Source organism: Diaphorobacter caeni (assembly GCF_015354245.1).
Classification (GTDB): domain Bacteria; phylum Pseudomonadota; class Gammaproteobacteria; order Burkholderiales; family Burkholderiaceae_C; genus Diaphorobacter_A; species Diaphorobacter_A caeni.
Window position 1 is genome coordinate 164,927 of sequence record NZ_JADKYZ010000005.1, and the last position, 17,737, is coordinate 182,663.

Annotated in this window: 16 protein-coding genes; 3 read left to right on the forward strand and 13 right to left on the reverse strand. The window is 67.2% G+C overall.

The window, feature by feature from the left end:
• Positions 1 to 16: 16 nt before the first annotated feature.
• Genes ISG32_RS13985 through ISG32_RS14020 form a run of 8 tightly spaced genes read right to left on the reverse strand, consistent with a single transcriptional unit; the run spans position 17 to position 9,396 of the window.
• Positions 17 to 1,330, reverse strand: a complete 1,314-nt coding sequence (locus ISG32_RS13985; protein WP_194771641.1) for an acyl-CoA thioester hydrolase/BAAT C-terminal domain-containing protein — start codon at positions 1,328 to 1,330, stop codon at positions 17 to 19.
• A complete protein-coding gene (locus tag ISG32_RS13990) occupies positions 1,330 to 2,898 on the reverse strand; it encodes an ABC transporter substrate-binding protein (protein WP_194771642.1) in 1,569 nt (522 codons plus the stop codon). Before ISG32_RS13990 ends, ISG32_RS13985 begins: the two co-directional genes overlap by 1 nt.
• Before the next feature lie 50 nt (positions 2,899 to 2,948).
• Positions 2,949 to 3,980 carry an ABC transporter ATP-binding protein gene (locus tag ISG32_RS13995; RefSeq protein ID WP_194771643.1) on the reverse strand — a complete coding sequence of 344 codons (1,032 nt, stop codon included), beginning with the start codon at positions 3,978 to 3,980 and terminating at the stop codon, positions 2,949 to 2,951.
• Positions 3,977 to 4,978: an ABC transporter ATP-binding protein gene (locus ISG32_RS14000; RefSeq protein WP_194771644.1), complete on the reverse strand. Its 1,002-nt coding sequence runs from the start codon at positions 4,976 to 4,978 to the stop codon at positions 3,977 to 3,979. The genes ISG32_RS13995 and ISG32_RS14000 overlap by 4 nt, the downstream gene beginning before the upstream one ends.
• Complete coding sequence (locus ISG32_RS14005; RefSeq protein ID WP_194771645.1) at positions 4,975 to 5,901, reverse strand: ABC transporter permease; 927 nt, start codon at positions 5,899 to 5,901, stop codon at positions 4,975 to 4,977. The genes ISG32_RS14000 and ISG32_RS14005 overlap by 4 nt, the downstream gene beginning before the upstream one ends.
• On the reverse strand, positions 5,898 to 6,872 hold the full coding sequence (locus ISG32_RS14010) for an ABC transporter permease (RefSeq protein WP_194771646.1): 975 nt from the start codon (positions 6,870 to 6,872) through the stop codon (positions 5,898 to 5,900). Before ISG32_RS14010 ends, ISG32_RS14005 begins: the two co-directional genes overlap by 4 nt.
• Positions 6,869 to 8,362, reverse strand: coding sequence for an NAD(P)-binding domain-containing protein (locus tag ISG32_RS14015; RefSeq protein ID WP_228529818.1), 1,494 nt, complete (start codon positions 8,360 to 8,362; stop codon positions 6,869 to 6,871). The genes ISG32_RS14010 and ISG32_RS14015 overlap by 4 nt, the downstream gene beginning before the upstream one ends.
• Positions 8,359 to 9,396: a LysR family transcriptional regulator gene (locus ISG32_RS14020; RefSeq protein WP_194771647.1), complete on the reverse strand. Its 1,038-nt coding sequence runs from the start codon at positions 9,394 to 9,396 to the stop codon at positions 8,359 to 8,361. The genes ISG32_RS14015 and ISG32_RS14020 overlap by 4 nt, the downstream gene beginning before the upstream one ends.
• Before the next feature lie 297 nt (positions 9,397 to 9,693).
• Between ISG32_RS14020 and ISG32_RS14025 the strand changes: the two genes are divergently transcribed.
• Positions 9,694 to 11,175: a DUF2868 domain-containing protein gene (locus tag ISG32_RS14025; protein WP_194771648.1), complete on the forward strand. Its 1,482-nt coding sequence runs from the start codon at positions 9,694 to 9,696 to the stop codon at positions 11,173 to 11,175.
• Between the two features lie 69 nt (positions 11,176 to 11,244).
• On the forward strand, positions 11,245 to 12,828 hold the full coding sequence (locus ISG32_RS14030; protein ID WP_194771649.1) for a DUF3482 domain-containing protein: 1,584 nt from the start codon (positions 11,245 to 11,247) through the stop codon (positions 12,826 to 12,828).
• Between the two features lie 4 nt (positions 12,829 to 12,832).
• Here ISG32_RS14030 and ISG32_RS14035 read toward each other — a convergent pair whose 3' ends face one another.
• Positions 12,833 to 13,363 carry a DsbA family protein gene (locus ISG32_RS14035; protein ID WP_194771650.1) on the reverse strand — a complete coding sequence of 177 codons (531 nt, stop codon included), beginning with the start codon at positions 13,361 to 13,363 and terminating at the stop codon, positions 12,833 to 12,835.
• A 159-nt stretch (positions 13,364 to 13,522) separates the two neighbouring features.
• Between ISG32_RS14035 and ISG32_RS14040 the strand changes: the two genes are divergently transcribed.
• Positions 13,523 to 13,789: a hypothetical protein gene (locus tag ISG32_RS14040; RefSeq protein WP_194771651.1), complete on the forward strand. Its 267-nt coding sequence runs from the start codon at positions 13,523 to 13,525 to the stop codon at positions 13,787 to 13,789.
• A 23-nt stretch (positions 13,790 to 13,812) separates the two neighbouring features.
• On the opposite strand, the gene ISG32_RS14045 is transcribed toward ISG32_RS14040, so the two are convergent.
• From ISG32_RS14045 to ISG32_RS14060, 4 genes are all read right to left on the reverse strand, one after another.
• Positions 13,813 to 14,469, reverse strand: a complete 657-nt coding sequence (locus ISG32_RS14045; RefSeq protein ID WP_194771652.1) for a pseudouridine synthase — start codon at positions 14,467 to 14,469, stop codon at positions 13,813 to 13,815.
• 6 nt (positions 14,470 to 14,475) lie between these two features.
• Positions 14,476 to 15,234 (reverse strand): SDR family NAD(P)-dependent oxidoreductase, encoded by a 759-nt coding sequence (locus ISG32_RS14050; protein WP_228529819.1) that lies wholly within the window; start codon positions 15,232 to 15,234, stop codon positions 14,476 to 14,478.
• A gap of 67 nt (positions 15,235 to 15,301) precedes the next feature.
• Positions 15,302 to 16,504: a helix-turn-helix transcriptional regulator gene (locus ISG32_RS14055; protein WP_194771653.1), complete on the reverse strand. Its 1,203-nt coding sequence runs from the start codon at positions 16,502 to 16,504 to the stop codon at positions 15,302 to 15,304.
• A gap of 317 nt (positions 16,505 to 16,821) precedes the next feature.
• Complete coding sequence (locus tag ISG32_RS14060) at positions 16,822 to 17,721, reverse strand: LysR family transcriptional regulator (protein WP_194771654.1); 900 nt, start codon at positions 17,719 to 17,721, stop codon at positions 16,822 to 16,824.
• Between the last annotated feature and the right edge of the window lie 16 nt (positions 17,722 to 17,737).

Sequence of the window (17,737 nt, forward strand, 5' to 3'; positions counted from 1 at the left end):
GGTTCCTTGGGTTGATTCAGTTGTTGCGATCTGCGTGCGCTGCAACGGCGTTGCGCAGAAAGCGCTGCACGGCGGGCCATGACTCGGCATCGGCGCGCGCGTTGTCCTTGGGATTGCCGCCGCTGGTGCTGACCATGCCAGAGACCGGATGCGCATACACATGCTGCGTGGTCGGCACATACGGGAACAGGATCGAGTGACCTGCATCCTCGAAATTCAGCCACTGCACGTCGTGCGGGTGCTTCACTTCGGCGAGCTTGTCGCGCACGATCTGCGAGAACACATCCGCAGGCCATGAGCCGTCGTCCGTGCCCGAGAGCAGCATCACCGGACCTTCGATGTTCTCCACCGGAATGCGCGCCTTGGCGATGGCCTCGGGGTCCAGCAGCGCGGTGCGCATCGCGCGGTCGTGGCGATGCGGCGCGGGGCCTTCGTCGAACGGCTTCCAGCTCGCGGTGCGATTGCCTTCCCACCAGTGGCGCAGCGGCTTTCCATCGAGCAGCCAGGTCGGGCCTTCGCGTCCGACGGCCGGGTCGCAGGCGTTCTGGCCGCTGTGTACGTAGGCGCTTGGCACGTAGCCGACGACGGCGTTGACTTCCTTGGGGAAGGTCGCGCCGAGCAGCAGCACCAGCTCGCCGCCGCGCGATTGGCCGCTCACCGCGACGAAGCCGTTCTTTGGCTGCACATGCTGGCGGATCCACCGCAGGCCCTTCTGGAAGTATTCCAGCGGCGTGTTGGAGATGTAGTCCGACAGGCCTGGGGCCTTGAAGTAGGCGAGCGTCAGCGCCGCGAAGCCGCGCGATGCGTAGAGCGCCGCGCGCGGCTCGTTGAAGCCGCCGCCAGATCCGTTGAGGATCATCACCGCAGGATGTGGCCCCTCGCCCGCAGGCAGGTAGAGCGTGCCGACGAGGCCGTCCTCGCGCACCTCGCGGCGCGTCACGCCCTCGGCTGCCAGGCGCTGCGTGAGCGTGGCGGTGGCGGGCGGCTGCGTGCCGTCCTTGCCGCGCGCGCTGAGCGTGGTGACGAGCGCATCGGTCACGGGCTGGTTGAACAGCTCGCGGCTCTTGGAGTTGACGGGCGACTGCGACCAGATCAGCCCCATGCCGTCGACGCCGTCGTAGCTGCCTTCAACTGCCGCGTCCTGCGTGAGGTCGATGCTGCCGTCGGGGCCGGCGCGAAAGCATGCATGGCTCTGCCACGTCACGCCGCTGCGCACGGTCTCTGCGGTGATCTCGATGCGCTCGCCGGGCTCTGCGCCGCTCACCACGATGCGCCGCGGTTCGTCGATCAGCCCATCGGCGGGCGTGACCGTGATCTGCAGCGCGCTCATCACTTGGCCACCTTGGTGACCATCATCGCGGCCGTGCGGTCGCTGGTCATCGGCGTGACCTTCAGACCCTTCTTGGTGGCCCAGATGTTCTTGTAGTGGAACAGCGGAATGATGCCCGCGTCATCCGAGACCACCTTCGCCGACTGGCGCAGGATGGCTTCGCGCTTGGCGGGGTCGAACTCGGCGGTGGATTCGGCCAGCGCCTTGTCCACGGCGGCGTTGCTGTAGCGGCTCCAGTTCGACGCGCCCAGGCCCTTCTTGGTGTCCACGGTCGCGAGCACGTTCACCAGCGCGTAGCTGGCCTCGCCCGTGCCGTTGCCCCAGGCGAGCATGCTCATCGCGTATTCGTTCTTGTTGGCGCGGCCAGAGTACACGGCCCATGGCACGACTTCCACCTGCGTCTTCACGCCGATGCGCGTCCAGAACTGGGCGACGGCCTGCGCGGTTTCGGGGCCCTGCGGATAGCGGTCGTTGGGCACGTGCATGGTCAGCTTGAAGCCCTCGGGGAAACCGGCATCGGCCAGCAGCTTCTTGGCCTTGGCGGCGTCGAACGGAATGTTCTTCACGTCGGGGTTGTAGCCGAAGGTGCCCTTGGGCATCCACTGGTTGGCCTCGGTCGCGGCGTCCTGCAGGATGCGCTTGGTGATCGCGTCGCGGTTGATCGCGAGGTTCAACGCCTGGCGCACGCGCTGGTCGAGCAGCGGGTTCTTGGCGAGCGGCTTGCCCGCGTTGTCGGTGACGAACTGGCTGGGCGCGGCGCTGAAGCTCGGCTGCAGCAGCATCACGCGCAGGCCGTCGTAGGGATAGACGCTCACGTTGGACGCGCTCTTGAGCTTGGCGAGGTCGGACACCGACACCTTGTCGATCACGTCCACGTCACCCGCGAGCAGCGCTGCGGTGCGGGCTGCGGCGTTGTTGATGTAGCGGTAGTTGACCTTCTCCCAGATCTGCTTCTGGCCCCAGTACGCGTCGTTGCGCTCCATGATCACGCGGTCGCCCGGCGTGTACGAGACGAACTTGTAGGGGCCGGTGCCGACCATGGCCTTGCCCGAGTTGTAGTCTTCGGTGGAGGACTTCTCGCCCACGTGCTTGCTCACCACATGCACCGACGCGAGGTTCAGCGGCAGATCGGGATTGGGCGTGTTGGTCTTGACGATCAGCGTGTGCGCGTCCTTGGCGGTCATCGATTCGATGGTGCGCAGGTAGCCCGCGTAGGTCGCGACGCTGCCCGGCACGCCCTTGCCGCGCGTGTACGAGTAGATCAGGTCATCGGCGGTGAAGGGCTTGCCGTCCTGCCACTTCACGTCCTTGCGCAGCTTGAATTCCCAGGTCGTGGGGTCGAGGTTCTTCCAGCTTTCGGCGAGGCCCGGCTGCAGCTTGTTCCACTTGTTCTCGATGAGCAGGTCCCAGAAATGCAGCGCCACCGAACGGTCACCCGCGTGGTTGTTGAGCTGCGGGTCGAGCGAGGACAGCGGGTCGGCGAAGCCGATGCTCAGGTTCTCCGCATGCGCGGCCATGCCGGCCGACAGCAGCGCGGCGGTGAGGGTGGAGAGAAGGACTTTGTTCATGGCTGACTCCTTGAGGTTCGTATGTTCTGAATGAGGGGAATGAATGCGTCTCACGCGGCGCCGCCGTCGTTGAGATGGCAGGCGCTCACATGCTGGATGGCGATGCCCTTGAGCTGCGGTGCTTCCACCGTGCAGCGCGGCATGGCGTGCGGACATCGCGGATGAAAGTGGCAGCCGCCCGGTGGGTTGAGCGGGCTGGGAATTTCGCCCTTGATCGCCGTGTAGGTCTTGTGGCGCGCACCCATGTTCGGCACTTCGGCGAGCAGCGCCTGGGTGTAGGGATGGTTGGGGTGCGCGAACAGTTCTTCGACCGGCGCGGACTCGATCACGCGGCCGAGGTACATCACCACCACGCGGTCGGAGAGATGCTCGACCACGCCGAGGTCGTGGCTGATGAAGAGGTAGGTGAGGTTGAGCTCTTCGCGCAGGTCCATGAACAGGTTCAGGATCTGCGCCTGGATCGACACGTCGAGCGCGGCCACCGCCTCGTCGCAGACCAGCATCGACGGCTGCACCGCGAGCGCGCGAGCAATGCCGATGCGCTGGCGCTGGCCGCCGCTGAACTGGTGCGGATAGCGGCTGCGCAGCGCGGGGTCGAGTCCGGCGCGCTCGAGCTGCGCGCAGACATAGTCGTCAAAGCCCGCGCTGTCCACGAGGCCGTGGATGCGTGCGGCCTCGCCGACGATCTCGTCCACGCGCAGGCGCGGATTCAGGCTCGCGTACGGGTTCTGAAAAATCATCTGCACCGACAGGCGTGCGGCGTGCTTTTCCTGCGGGGTCATGTCGGCGAAATGGCGGCCGTTGATCAGCACCTCGCCATCCGATGGCGCGAGCAGGCCGGTCGCGATGCGGCCGAGCGTCGATTTGCCGCAGCCCGATTCGCCGACGAGACCAACGACCTCTCCCGGCTTCACCAGCAGATCGACCCGGTCGACGGCGCGCGTGATCGGCGCTGGCTTTTCAAGGCCCACGCTCTGCAGCGCCCGGCTCACGAGGCCCGGTTTCTGTTCGCCAAAGCGCTTGCTCACGCCCTTGAGTTCAATGACGGGCGCGAAGTCCAGCTTGTCCTGTGGAAGGCTCATGCGTGCGCTCCTTCTTCAATGAGGGGATGGAAGCAGCGCAGCTGCCTGCCCGGCCGCGGCTCGGTCAGCTCGGGCGGGGCAGTGCACGCGCCGTCCGCACGCGCGCAGCGCGCCGCGAAGGCGCAACCGGCGGGCAGATGCAGCAGGTTCGGCGTCATGCCGGGAATCTGCCTGAGCCGCTCGCCACGCCTGTTGTTGCCCGGCAGGCTGCCGATGAGGCCCGCGGTGTAGGGGTGCATGGGGTGGTCGAGCACCGCGTCCACGCTGCCGTGCTCGACGATGCGGCCCGCGTACATCACGGCCACTTCATCGGCCAGACCGGCAACCACCGAGAGGTCGTGCGTGATCCAGATGAGCGAGGTGCCGTGCTGGCGTGCGAGCTTCTGCACCTCGGAAAGAATCTGCGCCTGGATCGTCACGTCCAGCGCCGTGGTGGGCTCGTCGGCGATGATCAGGTCGGGCCGGTGCAGCATCGCGATGGCAATCGCCACGCGCTGGCGCATGCCGCCCGAGAGCTGGTGCGGATAGGCGTTGAGGCGCTCCTCGGGGCTGGGAATGCCCATCATGCCGAGCGTCTCGCGCGAGCGCTCGCGGGCTTCCGCCTTGCTGACCTTGGCGTGCGCCTGCACCGCCTCGATCATCTGCGTGTCCACGCGCAGCACGGGGTTCAGCGTCATCATCGGATCCTGGAAGATCATCGCGATGCGGTTGCCCTGCAGCGTGCGCAGTTCGCGCGGCGGCATCTTCGTGAGGTCGCGGCCCTGGAACAGGATCTCGCCACCGGCCACGCGGCCGGGCGCATCGACGAGGCCCATGATGGAGAAGCCGGTCACCGACTTGCCCGAGCCCGATTCGCCGACGAGGCCCAGAATGCGGCCGCGTCCGATGGTGAACGAGACATCGTCGACCGCCTTGAGCACACCGGCGCGGGTGTCGAATTCGGTGCGCAGATGGCGCACCTCGAGGGTCGGCACCGAGGGATTGGTCGTGCCGTTCATTTCACGTTCCTTGGGTTCAGCACGTCGCGCAGGCGGTCGCCCACGAGGTTGATCGCCACGATGGTGACGAGCAGCGCGATGCCGGGATAGAAGCTGATCCAGTACTCGCCCGAGAGCATGTACTGGTAGCCGTTGGAGATCAGCAGGCCGAGCGATGGCTCGGTGACCGGCACGCCGAGGCCGAGAAAGCTCAGCGTGGCTTCCAGCGTGATGGCACGCGCGATCTGCAGCGTGCCGATGACGATCAGCGGCGGCAGGCAGTTCGGCAGGATGTGCTTGACCATGATGCGCCAGTTCGGAATGCCTTGGCAGTGCGCGGCCTCGACGTATTCCTTGCGGCGTTCGACCAGCGCCTGGCCGCGTGCGGTGCGCGCGTAGTAGGCCCATTCCAGAATGACGAGCGTGAGCACCACGTTGCCCACGCCCTTGCCCAGCCACGCGAGGATCATCATCGCCACGAGGATCGACGGGAACGAGAGGATCAGGTCGACGAGGCGCATGATCAGCGCATCCGTCTTGCCGCCCGCATAGGCGGCGAGCAGGCCGAGCAGCGTGCCGATCACGCCCGCGATCAGCGCCGAGCCGACGCCGACGATCAGGCTGATGCGCAGACCATAGAGAATGGCCGAGTACAGGTCGCGGCCCTGTCCGTCGGTGCCGAGCACGTAGCGGAAGGTGTCGAGCCCGTTCATGGTGCCGGGCGTGAGGCGCGCGTCCATCACGTCCAGCTGCATCAGGTCATACGGGTTCTGCGGCGTGATCCACGGCGCGAACAGCGCGGCCAGAATCAGCAGCGCGGCGACGACGAGGCCGAACAGCGCCAGGCGCGAGGCGAAGAAGTCTCGCAGATGCTCGCGCCAGGGCGACTCCTGCTTGACGGGAGCCGCGGCGGCGGAACTTGCATTGGTGATGGGCTGGCTCATGCTGCACCCTCCAGACGCACGCGTGGATCGAGCACCTTGTAGAGGATGTCCACGATGAGATTGAGCGTGACGAACAGGCACACCACGACGACGAGATAGGACACGATCACGGGCCGGTCGAGCGCGTTGATGCTGTCCAGAATCAGCTTGCCCGCGCCGGGCCACGAGAAGATGCTTTCGGTGACCACGGCGAACGCGATGGTCGAGCCGAGTTCAAGGCCGAGCACGGTGACCAGCGGGATCATGGTGTTGCGCAGCACGTGCACGCCGATCACGCGCAAAGGCGACAGGCCCTTGGCGCGCGCGAACTTCACGAAATCGAGCGGCAGCACCTCGCGCACGCCGGCGCGCGTGAGGCGGATCACCAGCGAGATCTTGAACAGCGACAGATTGATCGCCGGAAGCAGCATGTGCTTCAGGCCATTGGCGGTGAGGAAGGACCACTGCGATCCCAGCACCTGCACCGTGTCGCCGCGGCCGCTCGCGGGCAGCAGGCCGAGCGAGACACTGAAGGTCATGATCAGCATGAGGCCGACCCAGAACGTGGGCAGCGAGAAGCCCACGATGCTGCCGGCCATGATGGATTTGGAGAACCAGCTGTCGGGATAGAGCCCGGCGTACAGGCCGAGCGGCACGCCCAGCAGTACGGCCAGCAGCAGCGCCGCGACGGCGAGCTCCAGCGTGGCGGGCAGGCGCTGGAAGATCAGCTCGATGGCGGGCACGTTGTAGACGAAGCTGTTGCCCAGATTGCCGTGCAGCGCGCCGTTCAGAAAGCCGAGGTACTGGCGCCACAGCGGCTGGTCGAGCCCGAGCTCGGCGATGATGCGCGCGCGCTCGACCTGGTCCACGTCCTGGCCGATCAGAATGTCCACCGGATTGCCGATGGCGTGCAGGCCCACGAAGACGATCATCGTCATCAGCAGCACGACGAGAATCGCCTGCGCCAGGCGGCGCAGCAGCCAGCCGATCATGATGGCACTTCCTCTTGCACGGGGGGCGCTGCGGGCGTCCACTCGTCGCCGAAGACCTCGGGTTCCTCGAAGGTCTGCAGATTGCCGAAATGCCAGTCGATGTCTTCTGCGTAGAGCGTGCTGGCGATGCCCTGGGCGATGCGCTGCGCGCCCACGCTCACGGCCGGGATGTCGCCCGAGATCGTGCCTTGCGAGAGCGCGGCGGGGTAGGAGAACACATGCACGCGCGAGAGACCGGGGCAGGCGCCGGGTGTCTTTTCCTGCAGCTCGAACGCGGGGCCGAGGTCGGGCGAATCGGCGAGTTCCTGGTCGTCCTCGCCTGCGGGATGGGTGAAGCGGTCCTTCCACGAACGCGCGAACGGCGCGAGCGCCGCGAACTCGGGGCGCTGACTCCAGTCGATGCGAAAGCCGGTCGAGAAGATCAGGAAATCGAGCTTGAACACGCCCTTGTTGGTGGTCACGCGGATTTCGTCGTTCACCCATTCGAGATCGAGAATCGAGGTGCCCAGATTGAAGCGCGCGTTTTCATGGCGCGACACCCGCAGCGTGCTGCCGCGAGGAGGCGGCACTTGCTGCACGTTGATGTAGTGGCGGATCTTCCACTTCCATTCGTCGGACAGGCTCTGATGGCCGTGGGTCAGGCCGGGGCTGCCTGCGCCCTTGCCCTTGTTGACGCGTGGAATGTCAGTGCGGCGGATCAGCAGATCGACGCTGGCCGCGCCGCTCTCGAGCGCCGTCGCCGCGCTGTCCATGGCCGACGCGCCCGCGCCGACCACGCCCACGCGCTTGCCCGCGAGCGTCGCGTAGTCCATCTCGTCGGACGAGTGCGCCCACACGCTGCGCGGCAGCTTCTCGGAAATGGGCGGCACCCAGGGACCACCCAGACCATCGCGGCCCGTGGCCAGCACCACATGGCGGGCGAGCACAGTGCGTGCGCCCTCGGGCGTCCGCAGGTCGAGCTGCACCACGCCGTCGGCGCGCGGGTGCACGGCCAGCAGCGTGTGCTCGTTGCGCACGTCGAGCGCCAGCACCTTGCGGTACCAGCGCAGATAGTCCATCCACTGCAGGCGCGGGATCTTGTCGAGCGCATCCCATTCTTCGGTGCCGAACTGTGATTCGAACCAGGCGCGGAAGGTCAGCGCGGGCTTGCCGAGCGCGGGGCCGGTGAGCGTCTTGGGCGAGCGCAGCGTTTCCATGCGCGCGGTGGTGGCCCAGGGGCCCTCGAAACCGGCGGGGGCGCGGTCGAAGATCGGCGCTTCCACGCCGAGAAAGCGCAGCGCGGCCGATGCGGCCATGCCGCCCATGCCGCCGCCGATCACGGCCACGGGCAGCACCGCCTCACCATCCACTTCGGTGGTGGGCAGCCAGTTCTTGGCGGGCAGGTCGAGCCAGACGAGGTCCTGGCGCACGCGGGCTTCCAGCGCGTCAAGGCCCTGCGGTGGTGTGGCCGTGGTGGGCACCATGGTGGGCGCAGTTGTGGGTTGAGTCATTGTGGGTTCTCTTCTTCTTGTTCGGAAAACGGATGCGCAGCGGCATGGCCCGTGGGCGTGGCCGACAGCGCGTGCTGCAGCAGCAGTTCTGCGTGCCGGCTCGCGTCATGCAGCACGAAGCCGGGCAGCAGCGCGGCGGCGGCATCGGCGAGCGCGCTGCACAGCGCATCCATGGCGGGAGTGAAGGGCGCGGTCTGCTGGGAGACCGCGCCGAACAGAAACGGAATGTGGGTATCCAGCGCACGCACGGCCAGACCGTCGAGCGGCAGGCCGAGCGCGGTCACCGGCTCGAGCACGGAAACGCCGAGCCCCGCGCGCACGGCGGCCATGGCGTTGACGCTGGAGTTCGTCTTGATGAACGGAGGCGCGTTGGCGTGGTCGGTGGCGCCGGAGGCGGCCGCGAACGCGCCGTCGAGCCGGCCGAGCAAGCGGTACGGGTTGGCCATGGTGATCAGGCGGCGCTTTGCGAGTTCGGCGAGCGGCACGACATCGCGGGCAGCCAGCGGATCGTCCTCGGGCAGCACGGCCACGCAGGGCGCCTCGGCGATCCAGTGCACCTGCAGACCCCGGTGCTCGAGCGGCAGACTGGTCACGCCAAGCTGCGCGGAGCCGGTGAGCACGCCGTGCGCCACGCGCTCGGGCGAGGCGCTGCGCAGATGGATCTGCGATGCGGCGGCGTCGTTGCCCGAGGCTTCGAGCCGTGCGAGCGCCGCCGGAATCAGCCCGGAGGCCAGCGCCGACGTGGCCAGCAGATGCAGCGGGCGCTTGAGGCCGTGCTCTATCTCCTTGGCGCGGCGGCGGATCTGCTGCAGGCTCTGCAGCGCGTGCTCCACGTCCTCGAACAGCAGAAACGCCTGCTCGGTGGGCGATACGCGCGGGCCGTTGCGGCTGAACAGGGGGTAGCCGATCTCCGCTTCGAGCTCCTGCACGAGGCGCGTGACGGCCGGCTGGGAACGGCCCAGCGCACGTCCGGCCGCGGTGACGCTGCCCGTGGACATGACCGCGGCAAAGGCTTCCAGTTGTCGGAGTTCCATCGTGTTTTGACTATGCTCAATGCGCATTCTGAGATATTGAGAATGTGATTCGCAAATAATAAAAACGCATAAGTAAAAACCCTTGTGGATTTGGCGGGCGAACGGCGTGTGTCGGATATGGAAGTTGATGCATTTTGTGTGCCGTTGTCTTTGGATGGTGTGTATATGGCGCAAGTTGGCTGTCTATTGCTCCGTGTGACATGGGCGCAAGCCAGCCTGCCCGTAGGGGTATCCAGCGCACGGTCGGGCCGCGTTCCCGGCCCGACGGGCGAGCGGCGCAGCGGGTAACATCCGGCGATGCGATCCAGCTCCGCCCGCGACATTCTTCTGGCCCATGCCATCGAAACCGCAGCGCCCAACGAAGCGCTGCCCGATGCCGCGCGCTGCGCGGCCATCACGCACGACACGCTGCATGCGATCGGCAGTCCCGACTCCAGAGGCGGCTCGGCCAGCCGCGCGCAGTTTCTGAACTTCATTGAACAGCGTGCCCAGCGCATCATCGCGGCCAGCCAGTTGCCCGAGGACGTTCGCCAGGTCTGGAAGCAGGCGCCCGGCATCGCCCGCTGGGTGCCGTTCGCGGTGCTGGTCGGCGCGCTGGTGCTCGGCTTCTGTCTGCACCGCTTCACCGATCCGCACCGCGTGGACCTGCTCGCGCCGTCACTGCTTGGCATCGTGCTGTGGAATCTGCTGGTCTATCTGTGGATGCTGGTGAGCTGGGTGCGCTCGCTGCTGCGCTCGGGCCATGCCGCGCCCGTGGTGCTCCAGCCTGCCAATGCCTCGTCTGCACCTGTGGACGCGGTGGGCGGCTGGCGTGGCAAGCTGCGCGCGCGCCTGCCGGTGGCGGGCGGCGGCGGTCTGCGCAGAATGGCGCTGGCCTTCGAGCGCAACTGGTGGCTGCTCAGCGCCAGGGCGCGGCATGCGCAGTGGCTGCTGTGGCTGCACCTCGGCGCGGCGATGATGGCAGTGGGCGCGCTCGCGTCGCTCTGGGCCACGGGGCTGACGAACGAATATCAGGTGGGGTGGGAGAGCACATTTCTCTCGGCGCCCATGGTGCAGCAGCTGCTCAACGGCGTCTTCGCGCCGGTGCAGTGGCTGCTTGGCGCCGCGCCCTGGTCGCTGGCCGACATCGAATCGCTGCGCGGCTGGGTCAGCAGCAGCGTCGCGGCGCCCACCGTGGCCGACCGCATGTCCCATCTCTCGCGCGGCCAGCAATGGGTGATCGCCTACACCGCGCTGCTGGGCCTGCTGGTGATCGCGCCGCGCCTGCTGTGCGCGCTCTGGCAGGGGCTGCGCCTTGCGTGGCTGAACCGCAATGTGCCATTGCCGCTCACCCAGCCGTATTTCCAGAATCTGCAGCGCGATTTCGGCGGGCTCGCCGTCACGCTGCATGTGCTGCCCTACAGCTTCGAGATCACGCCCGAGCGCCGCAAGACCCTCGACGCATTCGTCGCCTCGCAGTACGGCGCGGGCGCGCATCTGGTGATCGAGCACGCGCTCGCCTACGGTGCCAAGCTGCCCTCCGCCGCGTCGGTGGCGGGCAAGGGCGTGGATGCGGCGGCCGTCCTGCTCATCAACATGGCGGCGACGCCCGAGGCAGAAATCCACGGCGAACTGCTGCAGACCGCCCGCGAACGCTGGGGCCAGAACGCCGCGATCTGGCTGTGGACGCAGGATTTCGCCGAGCGCAACACCGGAGCGCCCAAGCGGGTGCAGGAGCGGCGCGAGCTGTGGGGGGAGTTTGTGCGAAACGCGGGGCTGGCGGCGGTGTGGGTGCCGTAGGGGTGCCAGAACTTCTCTCCGTGCCGCCCGCGAGTTGTAAACCGCAGCCATTCCAAGCGATCATTGGCCATGCCTGATACCCACATCCCAGAGTCCGCCTCCAGCACCCAGCAGATCCAATGGTGCCTGCTCTCGCACACCAACATCGGCAAGACCACGCTCACGCGCACGTTGCTGGCCGACGATGTGGGCGAGGTTCAGGACGCCGCGCATGTGACCAGCCAGTCGCAGCGCTATCTGCTGCAGACCACGGCGCAGGGCGATCAGCTCTGGCTGTGGGACACGCCGGGCTTCGGCGATTCGGTGCGGCTGTATGAACGCCTCAAGCAGCAGGGCAATCCGCTCGGCTGGTTTCTCTCCAACGTGTGGGACCGCTGGCGCGACAAGCCGTTCTACATGAGCCAGCGCGCGCTGGTGGCGGCGCGGGACCATGCGGACGTGATGCTCTATCTGGTCAATGCCGCCGAGGACCCGGCCGATGCGGGCTACTGGGAGGCCGAGATGCGCATCCTCGCGTGGATGCGCAAGCCCGTGATCATTCTGCTCAACCAGATCGGCAGCGACACCACGCCCGAGCAGACCTCCGCCGATCTGGAGCGCTGGCGGACGGCGGTGCAGCCGTTCAGCGAGACGGTGCACGATGTGCTCGTGCTCGATGCGTTCACCCGCAGCTGGTGGCACGAGCGGCGCATGCTGCAGAGCATTGCGCCGCTGCTGCCCGCCGACAAGTTGCCGGCCTACGAACGCATTCTGGCCGATCGCGAACAGCGCCAGCGCGAGCGTGAATCGGCCAGCATCGCGGCGCTGGCCGCGCAGCTGATGCAGTCGGCTCAGGTGGAGGAAACCGCGGATCAGGGGTCCTCCGGCAAGCTCTGGGACCGCGCGATCAGCACCATCGGCAAGCTCTCGCAGAAGCTCGGCAAGACCGCGCAGGAGGATGTGCCGCCCGAGGCGCGCGAGGCCATGAAGCGGCTGCTCGCGGCGCTGCAGAAGATCGACGTGCGCGCCACGCAGCGGCTGCTGCAGCTGCACCAGCTCGACGGCGATGCGGCCAGCCAGATCCAGCAGCAGCTCAAGACCGATCTGCAGATCAGCACGCCGCACGACGCGCAGGCCGCCAGCCTCTGGGGCGCGGTCACCGCCGGCGCGGCCACGGGCATCGGTGCGGATCTGGTGACGGGCGGGCTGACGCTGGGCACCGGCGCGATTCTCGGCGCGCTGGTCGGCGCGGTCACCTTCGCGGGCGCGGCCTGGGGCGCGAACAAGATGTTCGATCAGGAGTCGCAGCGCTTTCGACTCTCCGACGACTACCTCACCGCCATGGCCGCGCAGGCGCTGCTCAAGTACATCGTGATCTCGCATTTCGGGCGCGGGCGTGGCCGCTACACCGCACCATCGGCGCCCCAGCAGTGGAGCGCCGCAGTGCAGGCAGCGGTGCAGCAGCACGCCGAGGAATGGCGAAGCCTCTGGGCGAAGCTGCGTGCGCTGTCGCCGGAGCCGTCCGCCGTCGATGCGGCGGGAGCTGCAGGGGCGGCAGGGTCGGACGCCCCGCTGTCATCGGCCCAGCGGGCGGAGCTTCAGGCGACCGAACTGCTGCTCCAGCGCACGCTCGCGCAGGTGCTGCAGACGCTGTATCCGACGCTCGCGCAATGAGCGGTCAGCGCGTGGGGCGCAGCAGTTCCTCGATCACCGCCTCGAGAACCTGAAAGCCGCCCGGCGCATCGAACTTTTCACCGTTCACGTAGAACGCGGGCGTGCCGGTCACGCCGCTGCGTTCGCCGCTCGCGATGTCGTCGCGGATGCGTTCTTCGAACTCGTCGTTTCTGAGTGCCTGCTCGAGGTCCGACTCCGACAGGCCGAGCGACTTCACCAGCTGCACGTAGAACGGGCCGCCCAGCGAGCGCTGGTTGGCGTAGAGCGCGTCATGCGCTTCCCAGAATTTGCCATGCCGGGCCGCGAACTCGGCCACCACGGCCGCGTTCTGCGCCTCGGGGTGCATGGACAGCGGGAAGTTGCGGAACACGAAGCACAGTTCGTTGCCGAAGCGCTTCTGGATGCGCTGGACGATGGCGGCCGCCGCACCGCAATAGGGGCACTGGTAGTCGCCATATTCGACCAGCACGATGGGCGCACGGGTGTCGCCGCTGATGTGGTCGCGACTGCTGACGTCGGGGTGAAGCTGGGACATGGGTGAAGCTCCTGAACGAAGATCGGGGTGGATGACGAGAAAAAAATCCTTGCTGCTACGATAGAGCGGCTGTGGAGAAATCGTGTCAGCCGATGCCTTGAGTACGCACTGTTGCGCACTCAAGCGTTTGGAGGAAATTCACTCGAAGGGAGGCGCGGCATGCTGGGAGACGTCATCGGCCAATGGGTGGGCGAGGTGTTCCTGCTCGGGCTGGGCAAGGCGGTGGCGGCGGTGTGTCTGCCGGGGTACGAATGGGAAGACGCGCGCCGCATGCGCTCTCAGCCCAGAGGCGCTGGGGCGGGCTTCAGCTACGAGCGCAACGGCAAGCGCTGTCTCTATCTGGAGTCGCTGCAGCTGCTTGGGCTCGCGGCGCTGGTCGTGCTGGGGCTGCTGGTGTTTGGCGCCTGGTACCTGTCGTCCGCCTGATCCCGGAGATCGCAAACACGCGCTCAGATCGGCGGCGGTGCATCCACCCATTGGCCACGTTCGATGCCCTGCAGCGCATACGGGCCGATGGCCACGCGCGCGAGCCGCAGCGTGGGGTGGCCGATGGCGGCGGTCATGCGCCGCACCTGGCGGTTGCGGCCCTCGCGGATGATGAGTTCGATCCAGCAATCCGGAATGTTCTGGCGCACGCGGATCGGCGGATCGCGCTGGCCCAGCCATTCAGGCGTGTCGATGCGGCGCGCCTGCGCAGGCAGCGTCAGGCCGTCATTGAGCTGCACGCCATCGCGCAGGCGCTGCAGCGCGGCCTCGTCGGGGATGCCTTCGACCTGGATCAGGTAGGTCTTGTCCATCTTGAACTTGGGGCTGGAGATATGCGCTTGCAGCAGACCGTCGTTGGTCAGCAGCAGCAGGCCTTCGCTGTCGGCGTCGAGCCGGCCCGCGACGTACACGTCCGGCACGTCGATGAAGTCCTTGAGCCCGCGCCAGCGGCCCTCGGGCGTGAACTGGCTGAGCACGCCGTAGGGCTTGTGAAAGCACAGCAGGCGCGTGGGTTCGTTGCTCTTGGCGCGGGGCTCGCGCTCGAATCCTGCGTTGCGCTGGCGCAGCTCGGGCTTGCGCAGCGTGGGTTTGTGGAGCGTGTTTCTTCTCGGTGCGTTCATCTTGGCTCAGGAAATCAGATAGCCGCCGTCCACCCGCAGCACGGTGCCGGTGATGTAGCTGGCGAGCGGGGAGCCCAGGAACGCGATCGGCCCGGCCAGCTCGGCCGGATCGCCGTAGCGCTTGAGCGGCACGCGGCGCATGATGTACTCCACGTGCTTGGGGTCCTTGCGGGTCGACTCGGTCATCGCGGTGAGCATCACGCCCGGCGACACCGCGTTCACGCGGATGCCCTGGGGCGCGAGTTCCAGCGCCATCACCTTGGTGAGCATCTCCACGGCGGCCTTGGAGGTGGAATAGGCGATGGAGCCGGCCGCCGCGCGCGACGCCGCAATCGAGCCCATGTTCACCACGCTGCCGCCGGTGGAGGCGAGCAGCGCCTGGAACGCGTGGATCATGTTGCGCGTGCCGCCGAGGTTGATGTCCAGCGTGCGCTGCCATTCACTGTCGCGGTCCTCGCTGTCGAAGGCGTGACGGGGCCGCACGCCCGCGTTGTTCACCAGCAGCAGCCGGTGGCCATGCGGCATCTCCTTGGCGACCAGCTCGGCCATGCTTGTGCAGGCCGCGCCATCGGTCACGTCGAGCTGCAGGCCGCGTGCGCTGGCGCCGCTCTCGCGGATCAGCGCGGCAGTCTCGGCGGCGGCGTCCTCGTTCACGTCACTTGCGAACACCTGCGCGCCCATGCCCGCGATGCCCAGCGCCACGGCCTTGCCAATGCCCTGGCCGGCGCCGGTGATGAAAACGGTGTGGTCTTTGAGCAGGTCCATGGAGGGTGAGGATTGTGCGTGGGCAAGGGTGGATTATGGAGGCCGTGGTCGCGACATCGGCCGGTTCTCACCGGGTCTGCGTGGAGTTTGGACGTGCCGCGGCGCTCCACTGCAGCATGGCCGGCCCGTTGAGAATGGTGCGGACCAGCTCCGTCTGTCGCCTCACGCCCACCTTGCTGGTGATCGATTTGAGCTGCACGCGCACGGTGTGGACCGACAGGTCGCGTTCTTCGGCGTACTCCCGCACGCTCAGACCATTGACCAGCGCCTGGGCCAGCAGCGACTCCGCCATGCTCAGCCCGTAGCAGGTGCGGAGCACCGCATCGAGTTCATGCAGCACGGCCGTGGGGTCGCTGATGAACACGGCCGCCGCGGCGCGCGCTCCGAACGGCTCAGTGTGGTGGGGCAGGGGGCTGATGAGCAAGTGCAGATCGTGCATCAGGCCCTGCAGCCGCATGCCCTGACCGGCCTGTATCGGCACTCCCAGCCCGGTGGAGACGGCGCGGCGCATGCTGGCCTGCAGCCGCAGATCGTCCGCCGGCCGGAGGGCATGCAATTCTTCCTCGCCCAGAAATTGGCCCTTGATCTGAAGGAGTCCCGATTCCCGCGCGAGCGCGTGCGCCCGCGCGTTGGCGTGCAGCACCTGGGCCTTCGCATCCAGCAGCACGATGCCCAGCGGAAGTCGGTCCAGCAGTCCCAGCGACGCCTGCGCCAGCGCTTCGGCGCGGTGCAGCCTGCGATGCAGCGCAAAGGCCGTCTGCAGGTGCGGCATCAGCGTGCGCAGTTGCTGCTCTTCATAGGGGGTGTAGGGGCCATGCGACTTGGCCCTCAGCGCGGTGACGTTGAACGAGCGGTGGTTGCGCTTTTCGACCACGGCCGCGAACGAATAGAACAGGTCCTGCGGCTTCAGCCAGTCACCGAACCATTCGGTGGACGGCAGCCTGCCGTCGGGACTCAACCGGCTGGAGTTGACGATGTGGCCTTCGTGGTGCAGATGCTCGTTTTCCAGCCACACATTGCAGTGACAGAAATGCCGGGTATAGCCGTCGAGAAAGAAATCGTCGACACCGAGCGTGCATCCAATGGATGTCGGACCGCTGATGAGGTCAGCCGATTGGTCGTTGAAGTCATGGGCCCACATCAGCGCCTGCTCGGACTGGAAGGTCGCGGCGAAGCGCGCCAGAAAATCGGGCCATTTCTCCGGTGCCATGGAGGCCTCGTAGATGGATCCGATCAGCGGCACCAGGCCATGTTCCTCAGTTTGCGACATCTCTGTGAAACTCCTCTCCAACGGCGGGTCGTTGTCTGAATGGCGCGTTGCTTCCTGAACGCTTCATTCAGTGTAATCAAGTGTTTCGAATAACCCAATTGGGTGATGCCGGATGAGGGCCAAGGACGTAAAAACGACAGACAACATAGTGGGGAGTCGGGAGGAGTGGTCGATCGCAACGTGGAGGTGCGATGCGGCGTGCGCCACCGCGCGATCGGTCGAGAGGCTGCCCGTCGTCATGGGCGACGGGTGCCAGCCCCTGGCCCGAGGAGCGCGGTGGCGCACGCGACCCAGAAAGAAAAAAGGCGGCGCGGCCGTCATTGCAGCGCGGCCATGGACGACGCGGGATAGATCTCCCGCACGCATTCCAGCCACGCCCGCGCCGCGCGTGAGAGATAGCCGGGGCGCCACATCAGCGCCACGTCCCAGCTGAGCGCGGGATCGACCAGCGGACGGCTTGCCACGCGCGTCGGGTCGTAGCGGGCGATCACGTGCTCGAACATCACGGCGATGCCCACGTCCTGCGCGACCAGGTCGCCGATGAAGTCCCAGTAGCGCGACTGCATGCGGATGTGCGGCTCGAAACCCGCAAGTGCGCAGTGCTCGAGCACCGCCTGGTGCAGCTTGAAGCCGGGCGTGTAGAGCACGAAGGGTTCGCCCTGCAGATCGCGCCAGGCAAGCGGCGCGTTCGCATCGTCCACCCGGTGCGCCGCCATGACCACGCGCGTCGTCTGGCGGGCGATGGTCGTGGTCTGCAGCTCGGGGTCGGGTCCGCTCAGCAGGCCGAGCGCCATGTCGAGCTGGCCGTCGAGCAGCGCCTGCCTCTGCGCGCTGGCGCCCTGTTCGTCCACCTGCAGGGCCACGCCCGGATGGCGCTTCTGGAACAGCGCGACCACCGGAGCCATGTAGTGCCCCGCCGTCGGCATGATGCCCACGCTCAGTTCGCCGCGCGCGATGCCGTCGACTTCGGCCACCTCCTGGCGCAGGCGGCTGGCCTCGTCGAGCAGCGCGAGGCCGTGCCCATAGACCACCTTGCCCGCGTCCGTGAGCCGCACGCTGCGGCCCTCGCGCAGCAGCAGCGGGCCGCCGAGCTCGTCTTCCAGCGCCTTGACCATCTTGCTGATGGTCGGCTGGGTCACGTGCAGCGCGCTGGCGGCGCGGGTGAAGCCGTTCTGGCGGACGACTTCGATGAAGTAGCGCAGGGCTCGCAGGTCCATGGCGGGATAGCTATTC